Annotated in this window: 10 protein-coding genes and 1 pseudogene; 8 read left to right on the forward strand and 3 right to left on the reverse strand. The window is 66.2% G+C overall.

The window, feature by feature from the left end; all coding sequences use genetic code 11:
* Window position 1: 1 nt before the first annotated feature.
* Complete coding sequence (locus RALTA_RS06755; protein ID WP_012352685.1) at window positions 2-913, reverse strand: LysR family transcriptional regulator; 912 nt, start codon at window positions 911-913, stop codon at window positions 2-4.
* Between the two features lie 279 nt (window positions 914-1192).
* On the opposite strand from RALTA_RS06755, the gene RALTA_RS06760 reads away from it, so the two are divergent.
* The 4 genes and pseudogenes from RALTA_RS06760 to RALTA_RS30250 form a co-directional block, all read left to right on the forward strand.
* Window positions 1193-1903 carry an SDR family NAD(P)-dependent oxidoreductase gene (locus tag RALTA_RS06760; RefSeq protein WP_012352686.1) on the forward strand — a complete coding sequence of 237 codons (711 nt, stop codon included), beginning with the start codon at window positions 1193-1195 and terminating at the stop codon, window positions 1901-1903.
* Window positions 1904-2143: 240 nt separating this feature from the next.
* Complete coding sequence (locus RALTA_RS06765) at window positions 2144-3094, forward strand: GlxA family transcriptional regulator (protein ID WP_012352687.1); 951 nt, start codon at window positions 2144-2146, stop codon at window positions 3092-3094.
* A gap of 148 nt (window positions 3095-3242) precedes the next feature.
* Window positions 3243-5378, forward strand: coding sequence for a polyphosphate kinase 1 (gene ppk1 / locus RALTA_RS06770; RefSeq protein ID WP_012352688.1), 2136 nt, complete (start codon window positions 3243-3245; stop codon window positions 5376-5378).
* 4 nt (window positions 5379-5382) lie between these two features.
* Window positions 5383-5514, forward strand: a pseudogene (locus RALTA_RS30250) (molybdopterin cofactor-binding domain-containing protein); the annotation flags it as partial.
* Window positions 5515-5608: 94 nt separating this feature from the next.
* Here RALTA_RS30250 and RALTA_RS06775 read toward each other — a convergent pair.
* Both RALTA_RS06775 and pdxR read right to left on the reverse strand, forming a co-directional pair.
* Window positions 5609-7042: an FAD-binding oxidoreductase gene (locus tag RALTA_RS06775; RefSeq protein WP_012352689.1), complete on the reverse strand. Its 1434-nt coding sequence runs from the start codon at window positions 7040-7042 to the stop codon at window positions 5609-5611.
* 133 nt (window positions 7043-7175) lie between these two features.
* Entirely contained in the window at window positions 7176-8771 is a 1596-nt protein-coding gene (gene pdxR, locus RALTA_RS06780; protein WP_193352063.1) for a MocR-like pyridoxine biosynthesis transcription factor PdxR, read from the reverse strand.
* Between the two features lie 172 nt (window positions 8772-8943).
* Here pdxR and RALTA_RS06785 point away from each other — a divergent pair, with 172 nt between their 5' ends.
* The 4 genes from RALTA_RS06785 (at window position 8944) to RALTA_RS06800 (ending at window position 13975) form a co-directional block, all read left to right on the forward strand.
* Window positions 8944-10299 carry an ArgE/DapE family deacylase gene (locus tag RALTA_RS06785; RefSeq protein WP_012352691.1) on the forward strand — a complete coding sequence of 452 codons (1356 nt, stop codon included), beginning with the start codon at window positions 8944-8946 and terminating at the stop codon, window positions 10297-10299.
* A 72-nt stretch (window positions 10300-10371) separates the two neighbouring features.
* The gene (locus RALTA_RS06790; RefSeq protein WP_012352692.1) at window positions 10372-11976 is read left to right on the forward strand and encodes an ABC transporter substrate-binding protein; all 1605 of its coding nucleotides are present in this window, start codon (window positions 10372-10374) and stop codon (window positions 11974-11976) included.
* A gap of 158 nt (window positions 11977-12134) precedes the next feature.
* Window positions 12135-13139 (forward strand): ABC transporter permease, encoded by a 1005-nt coding sequence (locus tag RALTA_RS06795; RefSeq protein WP_025585970.1) that lies wholly within the window; start codon window positions 12135-12137, stop codon window positions 13137-13139.
* Entirely contained in the window at window positions 13136-13975 is an 840-nt protein-coding gene (locus RALTA_RS06800; RefSeq protein WP_012352694.1) for an ABC transporter permease, read from the forward strand. The genes RALTA_RS06795 and RALTA_RS06800 overlap by 4 nt, the downstream gene beginning before the upstream one ends.
* Window positions 13976-13981 lie beyond the last annotated feature (6 nt).

Genomic DNA, 13981 nt, shown 5'->3' on the forward strand with positions numbered 1-13981 from the left:
GCTAAGCCGAGAACTTCTCGACGAGGAAGTCGACGAACACCCGTACCCGGCGTGTGACGTGCCGCGCCGACGGGTACAGCAGCACAAAAGGCCGCGAACTGCCGCCGTAATCCCGCATCACCTCCACCAGCGCGCCGTCGCGCAGGTCCTGTTCCACCACGAAGCGGTAAGTCTGGAACAGCCCGGCGCCGGCGCGCACCAGGGTTGCCCCGCCGAGAATGTCCTCGGACACCGCGTAGGAGCCGGCCGTCACGACATCGGTTTCCTCGCCATGGATCCGCAGCGTCCAGGGAATCCTGCGGCCGCTGCTGGGACGCTCGAACTGGATGCACTCGTGCCTGAGCAGGTCCTCCGGCGACTGCGGCGTACCGGCGCGGCGCAGGTATCCCGGCGCCGCCACGACCACCAGTTCGGCGTCCTCGAGCTTGCGCGCGATCAGGTTCGAGTCGTCCGGTGCCCGTCCCCGCACCGAAAGGTCATAGGTGTCGTCGGCGAAGTCGACGTTGCGGTTGCTGATGTGCACGTCGATCTCGACTTCCGGGTACTGCTCCCGGAATGCCGGCAGCACCGGCAGCACGCGATAGTGGGCATAAGGCGTCGGCAGGCTGATCCGCAAGCGGCCGGCGGGTGCCCGTTGCTGGCCGCTGATCTGGCGCTCGGCGTCCAGCAGCTGCGCCAGCGCGCCGCGGCTTTGCTCAAAGTACACCCGCCCCTCGTCAGTCAGCCTGATCTGCCGCGTGGTGCGCACGAACAGGCGGACCCCAAGGCGTTCCTCCAGCCGCTGGACGGTGCGGCTGACTGCGGGTGGCGTCACGCCGGCGGCCACGGCCGCCGCGGTGAAGCTGCCCAGCTCCGCCGCCAGGCAGAACAGTTCGATGCTGCCAAGCTGAAGGTCGTCGAATTGCCGTTTCATGTCGGGTAGCCGCTGGCGGGGCGGCCTGTCGAGTCGATCGATCCGAGGATCATAGGGGCGTCGTCCGCAGAAGTCGATGGTGCGGGCGCATGCCGGCGCAGGCGCCAACCGCGCGGCGTTCGGGTGTCCTGCCGTCGCCCGCATTTGTACTGCCGGCGCACAACTGTTTGTTCTCGCGAGGTCTTCGAAGGCGCGGGAGATTTGCCTAGATTGGAACCCATCGGAGCCGCCGGCCCGATCGGCGGCAAGGCCGAATCCCACGATATCGAGGTACCAGACATGAGCACAGCAAAGAAAGTCGTAGTCATCACGGGCGCATCGCAGGGCATTGGCGCCGAACTGGTCAAGGGCTTCCGCGAGCGCGGCCACCGCGTGGTGGCGACGGCGCGCAGCATCAGGCCGTCGGACGACGCGGAGATCCTGGCAGTCGCCGGCGATATCGCCGATCCCGCGACGGCGCGCCGCGTCATTGCCGAGGCGGTGGCGAGGTTCGGCCGCATCGATACGCTGGTCAACAATGCCGGCGTCTTCGTCGCCAAGCCCTTCACCAGCTATACCGGCGAGGACTATGCGACCGTCACCGGGATCAACCTGGCCGGCTTCTTCCATATCACGCAGCTCGCCATTGCCGAGATGGAGAAACAGCGCAGTGGCCACGTGGTCAGCATCACCACCAGCCTGGCCGACCATGCCATCCAGGGCGTGCCGTCGGTGCTGGCCTCGCTGACCAAGGGCGGACTGAACGCCGCAACGCGGTCGCTGGCCATCGAATACGCCAGGACAGGCATCCGCGCCAATGCGGTCTCGCCCGGCATCATCAAGTCGCCGATGCATCCGCCCGAAACGCACGCGGCGCTGAGCGCGCTGCACCCGGTGGGCCATATGGGCGAGATGCGCGACATTGTCGATGCCGTGCTGTATCTCGATTCGGCGCCCTTCGTCACCGGCGAGATCCTGCATGTCGACGGCGGCCAGAGCGCGGGCCATTGAGCAGGCCACCCGCGGCGTTGCTTGCCGGCACCAGCGGCCGGCCGCCGCGGTCAGCGCTTGCGCAAACGCATGACGTCCGCCAGGCGGCGCATCAACGGACCCAGCGCTCGACCCGGGCTTGCAGGCGCGATAGCGCGACATGGAAGATCAGGTGCACAATGGCGATGGCAACAATGTCATGGATCCCACCGTTTATGCCATGACAGGGAATGTGCCTTCCACTGCCATGAGGAGTTCACCATGCAACATGTGGCCCTTGCCCTCTATCCCGGCTTCCAGGCGCTGAACCTGGCGGTGTCGACGGTGCTGGAGTTCGCCAACCGGTACCTCGACGTGCCGCTCTACCAGGTCCACCTGCTGTCCGAACATGGCGGACCGGTGTCGACTTCCGGGGGCTTTTCCGTCAGTACCGAACCCTTTGGCAGGCGTCGCTTCGATACCGTCCTGGTAGTGGGAGACAATGACGTCCTGCCCGCGCCGCCGGCGCTGGTGAAGTTCCTGCAGCGGGCGGCACGGACCTCGCGGCGGATCGGCGCGACGTGTACCGGCGCCTTCACCCTGGCGGAGGCCGGCTTGCTGGCTGGCCGCCGTGCCACGACGCACTGGTATTACGCGGAGCAGTTGCGGCGCCGCTTCCCGGACATCAGCGTGGAGGAGGACCGCATCTTCATTATCGATGGCCCGGTCTGGACCTCGGCCGGCATGTCGGCCTGCATCGACCTGGCGCTGGCGATGGTGGAGAAAGACGCGGGTGCCGCGATCGCGCGGGACGTTGCCAGGGGGCTGGTCGTATACCATCGCCGCGCCGGCGGCCAGTCACAGTTTTCAGCGCTGCTGGAACTGGAGCCGCGCTCGGATCGCATTCGTGGCGCGCTGGATTTTGCGCGGCAGAACCTCAAGCAAGAACTGTCGGTGGAGCAGCTTGCGCAAGCCGCGCACCTCAGCGCCCGGCAGTTCTCCCGCGCATTCCGCGACGAAACGGGCCAGAGTCCGGCAAAGGCGGTCGAGCGCCTGCGCGTGGAAGCGGCGCGGCTGATGATGGAAAGCGGACGCCATCCCATCGATGTCGTGGCCCGGGATACCGGTTTCGGCGATCCCGAGCGCATGCGGCGGGCCTTCCTGAGGGCGTTCGGCCAACCGCCGCAAGCGATCCGCCGCATGGCGCGCGGCGGCGCCTTGCAGACGGCCTGATGGCAGCACGCATCACACGGCCAGCAAAGAGGCATTGCCGGGATATGCCAATGCAGGCCATCCTTCGCCAACCCCGCAAGCGGAATCGCACCGATATGCGCGTTACGCCAGCTAGAATCTGAACACGGTTTCTCCTTGGCACGGCATCATGACAAACGAATCCAGCTCCATGCAGGACGAGTCGGCGGACCGGCGCGGGGAAGGGCGCACGGGCGAGCAGGCGGACTCGGCGACCCTGTCCAATGGCAATGCACGTTATATCCACCCCGAACTCAGCCAGCTGGCGTTCTTTGACCGCGTCCTGCAGCAGGCGGCCGATCCCGCCATGCCGCTGCTCGAGCGCCTGCGGGCCCTGTGCACCTTCAGCAGCAACCTGGACGAGTTCTATGAAGTCCGGGTGGCGGGGTTGAAGGAGCAGTGCGCACTGTCGTCGCCGGTGGTCGGCCCGGACGGGATGACGCCGCAGGCAGTCTATGCCGCGGTCAACCGGCGGGTGCGGGAGCTGGTCGAGCAACAGTACCGGCTGTTCAACGACGTGCTGATTCCCGCCATGGCGCAGGAGCAGATCTGCTTTCTGCGACGGCCATCGTGGAACGCCGAGCAGAAGGCCTGGATCCGCGCGTTCTTCTTTGCCGAGCTGATGCCGGTCCTGACGCCGATCCGGCTGGATCCGGCGCATCCCTTTCCACGCGTGCTGAACAAGAGCCTGAACTTCGCCGTGGAGCTCGAGGGGAAGGACGCCTTCGGCCGCAGCTCCGGCAATGCGATCGTGCAGGCGCCAAGAGCCTTGCCACGCGTCATCGCGCTGCCGGCGAGCATAGCCGGATGCCAGCACGGCTTTGTGTTCCTGTCCTCGATCCTGCATGCCCATGTCGGCGAGCTGTTCAGTGGCATGACGGTTCGCGGGTGCTACCAGTTCCGCGTCACCCGGAACAGCCAGCTGTTCGTGGACGAGGAAGAGGTCAAGAACCTGCGCGAGGCGCTGCAGGGCGAACTGCCGCACCGGCATCTTGGCGATGCGGTGCGGCTGGAGGTGGCGGACAATTGTCCCCGCGCCATGACCGCGTTCCTGCAGGAACAGTTCGGGCTGGGGCCCGGCGAAGTGTTCTCGGTCAATGGTCCGGTCAACCTGGTCCGGCTGATGCACGTGCCCGACCAGGTCGACCGGCCGGACCTGAAATACCTGCCTTTCCGGCCCGGCCTGCCCAAGGTCCTGCGGGAACAGCCGGACGTCTTTCGCGCCATGCGCGATGGCGACATCCTGCTGCACCATCCCTTCCAGTCGTTTGCGCCGGTGGTCGATTTCGTCAGGCAGGCGGCGCAGGATCCGGATGTCGTGGCAATCAGCCAGACGGTGTATCGCGCCGGGTACGACTCGGCGCTGCTGTCGTCGCTGATCGAGGCGGCGCGCAACGGCAAGGAAGTCACGGCCGTGGTGGAGCTGATGGCCCGCTTCGATGAAGAGGCCAATATCGGATGGGCGGCGCAGCTGGAGGAAGCCGGCGCGCATGTGGTCTACGGCGTCGTCGGTTTCAAGGCGCATGCCAAGATGCTCATGGCGGTGCGGCGGGAGGACGGAGCGCTCAGGCGCTATGTGCATCTCGGCACTGGAAACTATCACCATGAGACGTCGCGCACCTATACCGATTTCGGATTGCTGACCTGCAACGAATCGCTGACCCGGGACGTGGCGCAAGTCTTCAGCCAGCTGACCGGCCGCGGCCAGACGCAAAGCCTGACCCATATCTGGCAGTCGCCGTTTACGTTAAAGAGCCAGTTGCTGGCGGCGATCCGACGTGAGGCCGCGCACGCCAGGGCCGGGCGCAAGTCGCGCATGATCGCCAAGATGAATGTGCTGCTGGAGCCGGAACTGATCCAGGCGCTATACGATGCGTCGGCCGACGGCGTGCGCATCGACCTGATCGTCCGGGGCGCATGCGCGTTGCGTCCGGGTATCGCCGGACTGTCCGAGCACATCACGGTGAGATCGGTCATGGGCCGCTTTCTCGAACACTCGCGCATTTTCTATTTTCACGATGGCGGGGCGGAAAAGGTCATGCTGTCCAGTGGCGAATGGATGGACCGAAGCCTGTCCCGCCGGATCGAGATCTGTTTTCCGGTGCTCGATCCCGTGTTGAAGGCGCGTGTGATATCCGAAGGGCTGAAGCCGTATCTGTCCGACCGGCGCGAAGCGTGGATGATGACGTCCGAAGGGGACTATGCGCGCCAGCCTGTGCCTGAAGGCGAGTCGGCACAGCGCATGCTGCTGGCTGCACTGACCTGAGTGTGCCGGCCGCATCCTCAACCACAGGACAGCGCGCTCCCAGATTCTGGGCGGCATGACCTGGGGCATCGGCGCGGCGCTGATGGAACAGACCCTGCTGGATGCGCGCTACGGCAACTTTATCAGCCATGACCTGGGTGCAGCACGGCTTGCAGGGCCGCGTGGCGGGTCAGGGCGGCAGCGGCGCAGCGCTTCAGGCAGGGAAACTGAGCCATTCATGCGTCCTTGCTTCACCTTGGCAGTTCCGGGTCCACGTCGATTACCCGGCCCGGGCACAAGATAAGGTTGGGATCCAGTGACCGTTTGAGTGAGCGCATCAACGCGAGCGCCTCGGGCGTGCGCGAATGCCCAAGGAACGGCTTCTTGTGCGTGCCGATGCCATGCTCGGCGGAAATACTGCCGTCGAACTCTTGCACCTTGGGGTAGAGCACCTCGCTGATCTCATGCTCGGGAAAGTCCTCGGCCGTCGCGCCGGGAAGATAAATGCTGACATGCAGGTTGCTGTCGCCCACATGGCCGAAGTTTACCAGCTCGGCGTGCGGCCAGCGCGCCAGCACCGCCGCGCGCAGGCTCTCGGCGAAGCGGCCGATCTGGCCGATCGGCAGGCTCACGTCGTAGGCGGCATTGGGCGCCCACATCACCGGGAACTCGGCGACCGCGTCGCGCAGCTTCCAGAAGTGCTCGGCTTCCTTTTCGCTGGTGGCAACGGCAGCGTCGGTGATCAGGCCGGCTTCCATCGCCGTTTCCAGCATCGATTCAAAGGCCGCGCCGTCCTGTCCGGCGTCGTTGCCCTGCAGGTCGACCAGCACATAGAACGGTGAGCCGGCGGGCAGCGGGGCGCGTACGCCGGGCACGCGCGTCGTCACCAGTTCATAGAAATCGGCCCACATCGCCTCGAAGGCCGACACGCGGCCGGACAGCCGGCGTTGCGCATGGCGCAGCAGCGCCACCACGTCTTCATAGCTGCGCAGCGCGCACAGGGCAGTCTGCGTGCAGCCCGGTAGTGGCGCCAGGCGCAGCACGGCGCGCGTAATCACGCCGAGCGTACCTTCGCTGCCGACAAATAGCTGGCGCAGATCGTAGCCGGCGTTGTTCTTCTGCATCTTGTTGAGCGAGCTGACCACAGTGCCGTCTGCCAGCACCGCCTCCAGCCCAAGCACCTGCTCGCGCATCATGCCGTAGCGGATCACGCGGTTGCCGCCCGCGTTGGTGGCGATGTTGCCGCCGATCTGGCAACTGCCGCGCGCGCCCAGGTCCACCGGAAACAGCCAGTCCGCCGCGCGCGCGGCTTCCTGCGCGGCCTGCAGCGTGGTGCCGGCCAGCACGGTCATGGTGCCGGCCTGCGCATCGATTTCTTCCACGCCGCGCATGCGCTCTAGCGACAGCACCAGTTCGCCGCCGGCAGGCGTTGCGGCGCCCGCCAGTCCGGTCAGACCACCCTGCGGCACCACCGGCTGCCGGTGGCGATTGCAGATGGCCAGCACGGCCGACACCTGGGCCGTGCTGCGCGGCCGTGCCACCGCGACCGGCGGATGCGGGTCCAGTGGTGCGTACCAGTCCTTGCGGAAGCGGGTTTCGATGGCATCGCCAACCTGCAGGCCGGCGGGATCGAGGACGCCGGCCAGTTCGGCCAGCAGGGCGGAGGGGTCTTGCACGGGTGCCATCGGGGGTCTTTCCGGTTAAGGGAGTCGGTAGGGCTGCAAGAGCGGGGGAGAGCGCCCAGGCGCAGCGGAGAATGCTAGGGCAAGGCCGCGCACGATGATAAGAGCCAATCGGCGCCGGCACGGTGGCACCACGTCACGCACCGCTCCACGCTTCGTTGTTGATGCGCGCGCTGAATTCGCGTGGCGGCTGGCGCGTACGGGCCAGGTGCTCCAGCGCAGGCTCGATGACTTCGGCAAGCTTGTGGAAGGCGGGTCCGATATCGTCCTCCGGCACGCAGGCGTAGCCCAGCAGCAGTCCCTGCCGCGCCCGCTGTTCGTCACTGTAGTAGCGCGATAGCGGCCGCGCCGACAGGCCCTGCGTACGCGCCGCCATGCTGATGCCGAGATCGTCGGCGCCCGGCGGCAGGTGCATCACCAGGTGCAGCCCGGCCTCGTGCGTGGAGGTTGGCCAGTCCTGGCCGAAGCGCTTGGCGATGGCCTCGCGCAGCAGGCCCTGGCGCTGCGCATAGCGCTGGCGCATGCGGCGCAGGTGCGTGGCATAGTGGCCCTCCTCGATAAAGTCCGCGAGCACCGCCTGCTGCATCAGCTGCCCCTCGCGGAACAGTTCCGACAGGCCTGTGGCGAAATGCGGTGCCAGCGGCTTGGGCAGCACCATGAAGCCCATGCGCAGCCCGGGAAAAAGCGTCTTGGAGAAGGTGCCCATGTAGATCACCCGGTCGTGCTCGTCCAGGCCCTGCAGCGAAGCCAGCGGCCGACCTTCGAAGCGGAACTCGCTGTCGTAGTCGTCCTCGACGATCCACGCGCCGCGCTGCCGCGCGTATTCCAGCAGCATGCGCCGGCGCGTCAGGCTCATCACCGTGCCGAGCGGGTACTGGTGCGAGGGCGTCGCAAAGATAAAGCGCGGCGGGTCCTGCAGCCGCGCCGCGTCGGGCGCGATGCCTTCCTCATCCACCGGCACCGGAATCACGTCGACCCCCGCATTGGTCAGCAGGCTGCGCGTGCCCCAGTAGCCCGGGTCTTCCATCCACGCCTTGTCCCCCGGATCGGCCAGCAGGCGCGCGATCAGGTCGATGGCCTGGTGGATGCCGGTGGTCAGGATGATCTGCTCGGGCTCGCAGCGCACCGCGCGCGCCAGCCGCAGGTGCTCGGCCAGCACGCGCCGCAGCGGCATATAGCCGCCGTGGTGGGCGTAGGTCAGCAATTCCGGGCGCGGATTGCGCCAGTGCTTGTTCAGCAGCCGCGCCCAGGTCGCATGCGGAAACAGCGAGACATCGGGCACGCCCGCCATGAAGGCGCCCCATTGCCGGTCCGACGCGCCGGCGTTGGACACGAGATGCATGCCGCGTCGCGACAGATCGAAGCGGTTTGAGTTTTGCTGCACTGCGGGCACAGACGTGGTGCCAATCCGCGCACCGGCCTTGTGCAACGCACTATGGTCGGGAAAAGTCTGCGAGACAAAGGTGCCACGCCCGGTCGAAGCGGTGACGTATCCCTCCGCCAGCAACTGCTCATACGCGTACAGAACGGTATTGCGGGAAACCCCTATCTCGGTCGCCAGCAGCCGCGACGCAGGCAGCTTGCTGCCCGCGGAGATAGAGCCAGCAAGGATTTCCTGCCGAATCAGCTCATACAGCTGGCGGTTCATATGCGTCCCGTTGCGCTCCGCCTGCGTCCCCGCCGGACGCTCCAGCCGCTGCAGCAACAACTCGGACAGAATCGTTTCCTTCAAAGTGGCTCCAGCCAATATCGTGAATATGGACCTACCTATGGTACCAACGATCGTTTAATTTTCCATCCGTGGTCGGCGTCATCGCGAAGTTTTTGTCAGTGGCGCCCGCTGCGTTGGCATTGCGTCCCCTTCATGCGTCCCCTTCATTCGCCCACGTTTGCCAGGAGCTTTCATGTCAGGTCCCGATTCCCTCACGGCCAGCTCGTCCTCCGACCCGGTGGCGGTACCCACCACCGCTGAACTCTCGCAAGCCGTGCGCGAACTCCTGCCTTATATGGTCGAGACGCTGTCCGGCTTCGTGGCGGCCAAGAGCCCGTCGGGCGAGGAGCAGCCCGCGGCGGACTTCATCGAAGGCGCGCTGGCCGAACTCGGCCTGGCTTCCGAACGCATCGCGCTGCGCACCGAAGACATCCGCCACCTGCCGATGTATTCGCCGGCGTGCTGCCCGGACGGCGGCCGCTACAACCTGCTGGCGACGCACCGGCCCAGCCGCAAGGGCGGCCGCTCGGTGCTGTTCAACGGCCACCTCGACGTGGTGCCGACCGGTCCGGAATCGATGTGGAGCCAGTCGCCGTTCGCGCCGGTGGTGAAGGACGGCTGGCTCTACGGCCGCGGCGCCGGCGACATGAAGGGCGGCATCGTGTGCGCGCTGGCCGCGTTCAAGGCGCTTGCCAGCCTGGGACTGCAGCCGGCCGGGGCGGTTGGCTTCAATGCGGTGCTGGAAGAAGAGAACACCGGCAACGGCGCGCTGGCCACGGTGGCGGCGCTGCGCAGCGCGGTCGGTGCCGGCAAGCTGGCTTGCTTCGACACCGTGATCATTCCCGAGCCACTGGGCGAGAGCCTGATGAGCGCGCAGGTCGGCGTGTTCTGGATGTTCATCGACCTGACCGGCAAGCCGGCCCACGCGGCCTACATGACCAGCGGCGTCAGCCCCGTCGAGGCCGGCATCGCGGTGATGGAAGACCTGCGCCAGCTCGAAGCCGAATGGAACCGCCCGGAGCACCGGCCGGCGGCGTATCGCGACCACGCCCACCCGATCAACTTCAATCTCGGCCAGATCCAGGGCGGCGAGTGGAACTCGTCGGTGCCGTGCACCTGCACGCTGGGCGTGCGCATCGGCTTCTTCCCCAATATGGATATCGACGCGGCCAAGGCCACGGTGGCAGCGCGCATCCGCGCCACGGTGGAACGCCTGGCCAGCAATCTCGAACTGCGCATCCGCTATGAAGGCTTCCACGCCCCCGGCTGCGAATTCGATCTTGATGTGCCCAGCATGCAGGCGCTGGGCGAAGCGCACCGCAAGGTCAATGGCACGCCGATCCGCCGCGAGGCGACCACGGCAACCACCGATGCCCGGCATTTCCGCATCGGCCTGGAAACGCCGGTGACCTGCTACGGGCCCGAGGCCCGCAATATCCACGGCATCGACGAATCGGTGTCGCTGGAAAGCATGGTGCGAGTGACCACGACGCTGGCCCAGTTCCTGCTGGACTGGTGCGGCGTGGAACCGGCCGGCGACGCGGCCTGAAGAAGCCGCGCGCAAGCACAACCGGCGCTGCCATCCCGAAGCCCAAAAACGAGCCAACTGAGGAACTGCCCGATGAACCGATTCACGATGCGACTGACCAAGAGCGTGCTGTCGATGGCCTTTGCCGCCGCCGGCCTCTCGCTGCTGCCGCTGGCGCTGCCCACCGGCCATGCCATGGCCCAGACCAAGGGCGGCACGCTGTCCGGTATCGTCCAGCCCGAGCCGCCGATCCTGGTGAGCGCGATGAACTCGCAGGCGCCGACCCAGTATGTTGCCGGCAAGATCTACCAGGGCCTGCTGACCTACAGCCCCGACCTGAAGCCGCAGCCGGAACTGGCCAAGTCGTGGACCATCTCGCCGGACGGCCTGACCTACACCTTCGAGCTGCAGAAGGGCGTGAAGTGGCATGACGGCAAGCCCTTCACCTCGGCCGACGTGGTGTTCTCGATCGACAAGATGCTGCGCGACGTGCACGTGCGCACGCGCGCGGTCATCAATAAGTACATGGCGTCGATCCGCGCGGTCAATGACAGCACCGTCGAGATCAAGCTCAAGGAGCCGTTCCCGCCGTTTATCTCGATGTTCGAGACCGGCACCATGCCGATGATGCCCAAGCACATCTACGACGGCACCGACTACCGCAACAACCCGGCCAACCAGAAGCCGGTCGGCACCGGCCCCTTCATGTTCAAGGAGTGGAAGAAGGGCGCCTATATCAAGCTGGCGAAGAACCCCAACTACTGGAAGGCGGGCAAGCCCTACCTGGATGAGTTGGTGTTCTACGTGATTCCGGATTCCGCCTCGCGTGCGGTGGCCTTCGAGAAGGGCGACGTGCAGGTGCTGCGCGGCGGCGATGTCGACAACGTCGACGTCAAGCGCCTGCGCGCGCTGCCCAACGTGGAGTACACCACCAAGGGCTGGGAAATGTTCTCGCCGATGGCGAGCATGCTGCTCAACGAGCGCAAGCCGCCGTTCGACAACGTGAAGGTGCGCCAGGCGGTGATGCACGTGCTCAACCGCAAGATGATCGTCAACAACATCTTCTTCGGCATGGGCAAGCCGGCGGTCAGCCCGTTCTCGTCGACCACGCTGTTCTTCGACAAGAATATGCCCGAGTACGACTTCAACCTGAAGAAGGCGCGCGAGCTGGTCAAGGCGTCGGGCGTGGACGTGGGCAAGTACCCGGTCAAGATCCTGTCGACCTCGTACGGCGCCAACTGGGACCGCCTGGACGAGTACGTCAAGCAGATGCTCGAGCAGCTCGGCTTCAAGGTCAGCATCGAATCGGCCGACGCCGGCACCTGGTCGGCGCGCGTCAGCAACTGGGAATTCGACCTGACCACCACCTACACCTACCAGTACGGCGACCCCGCGCTGGGCGTTGAGCGGCTCTACGTGACGCGCAACATCGTCAAGGGCACGCCGTTCGCCAACGTGCAGGGCTACAGCAACCCGAAGGCGGATGAGCTGTGGGCCAAGGCCGGATCGACCATGGACACCGCGGAGCGCCAGAAGCTGTACAGCGAGCTGCAGAAGATCCTGGTGACCGACGTGGCCAACGCCAACCTGTTCGAGGTGGAGTTCCCCACGCTTTACCGCAAGCACGTCAAGAACCTCGTGACCACCGCCATCGGCCTGAACGAGTCCTTCGACAACGTCTCGATCGAGAAGAACTGAGCGAGACCGGAGCCACTGCCCGCGCCCGAGCCGGCGCGGGCAGCCAGCCCTGAAGCCTGAAATCCGCTGTCATCGCCGCACCCCGCATGGGGAACGGCGAGGGCCAGCCGCATCCCAGTGCCGTGGTGGCCAGCCCGGCCGCCAGCGTGGAGCAAGCCGTGAACTTTCTATCCTTTCTTGGCGCCCGTCTCGGAAAGGCCGTCGTGGTCGTCCTTGGCGTGGTCGTCATCAACTTCTTCCTGATCCGGATGGCGCCGGGCGACCCGGCCACCGTGATGGCGGGCGAAGCCGGTGCCGGCGACGCCGCCTTCGTCAACCAGCTGCGCGAGCAGTTCGGGCTCGACAAGCCGGTGCTGACCCAGCTCGGCATCTATCTGAAGGGCGTGGCGCAGCTTGACCTGGGCTACTCCTACCGCAACCACCTGCCGGTCCTCGACCTGATCCTCGACCGGCTGCCCGCGACCTTCCTGCTGATGAGCGGGGCGTTTCTCTTTTCCATCGTGCTGGGCGTGCTGCTCGGCGTGATCGCGGCGCGCACCCGCTACGAAAACCGCCGCCGCTGGATCGACAGCGCGGTGATGTCGGGCGCGCTGCTGCTGTATGCGACGCCGCTGTTCTGGCTGTCGCTGATGGCGATCATCCTGTTCTCGGTCGTGCTCGGCTGGCTGCCCGCCTTTGGCATGGAGACCATCGGCGCCGGCTATACCGGCCTGGCCCGCGTCAACGACGTGGCGCTGCACATGATCCTGCCGACGGTGTCGCTGGGCTGCTTCTTCATGGCCGTGTACGTGCGCCTGACGCGCGCTTCCATGCTGGAGGTGATGGGCATGGACTATGTGAAGACCGCGCGCGCCAAGGGCGTCCCGGCCGGCCGCGTGATCCGCGTGCATGTGCTGCGCAACGCGCTGCTGCCGGTGATCACCTTCGCCGGCATCCAGCTGGGCCAGATGGCCGGCGGCGCGGTGCTGACCGAAACCGTGTTCTCGTGGCCGGGCATCGGCCGGCTGATGTTCGATGCGCTGCTGCAGCGCGACTACCAGTTGCTGCTCGGCATCTTCTTCGTGACCTCGGCGCTGGTGGTGTTCTTCAACCTGGTGACCGACGTGATCTACCGCTTTATCGACCCGCGCATCGCCGCGGGCGGCAAGGGAGCCACCGCATGAAAGCCTTCCTGCAACGTTATTGCCGAAACTATGGCGCGGTGATCGGCCTGCTGGTGCTGCTGTCAGTGCTGGCGCTGGCACTGCTCGCGCCCGTGTTCTACGAAGAGTCGCCGTGGCTGATGGTGGCCGAGCCGCTGGTGCAGCCGTTCACCGACCCGGCGCTTCCGTTCGGTACCGACATGCTCGGCCGCGACATCACAGCCGGCATGCTGTACGGCGCGCGGGTCTCGCTGCTGGTCGGCGTGATCTCCACTGCGGTGGCGCTTGCCGTCGGCATCGCCGTGGGCGCGGTCGCGGGCTATTGCGGCGGCCGTGTCGACGATGCGCTGATGCGAATCACCGAGTTCTTCCAGACCATTCCCCAACTGGCGATGGCGGTGGTGATCGTGGCGATCTTCAATCCGTCGATCTATTCCATCGTCGCCGCCATCTCGGTGGTGTCGTGGCCGCCCGTGGCGCGCCTGGTGCGGGGCGAGTTCCTGTCGCTCAAGCAGCGCGAGTTCGTGCAGGCCGCGGTGGTGATCGGGCAGAAGCCGGTGCGCATCATTGCCACGCAGATCCTGCCCAATGCGATGTCGCCGATCATCGTGTCGGCCTCGTTCATGGTTGCCACCGCGATCCTGACCGAGTCGGCGCTGGCCTTCCTGGGCTTGGGCGACCGCAACATGATGAGCTGGGGCTTCATGATCGGCGCGGCCCGCACCATGATCCGCGAAGCGTGGTGGATGAGCATGTGGCCCGGCGTGGCGATCCTGCTGACGGTGTTGTCGATCAACCTGATCGGCGAGGGCCTGAACGACGCCATGAACCCGCAACTGCGCCGCCGCGGCGAGTGAGCGCCC

It is taken from the genome of Cupriavidus taiwanensis LMG 19424 (assembly GCF_000069785.1).
In the GTDB taxonomy this organism is placed as follows: domain Bacteria; phylum Pseudomonadota; class Gammaproteobacteria; order Burkholderiales; family Burkholderiaceae; genus Cupriavidus; species Cupriavidus taiwanensis.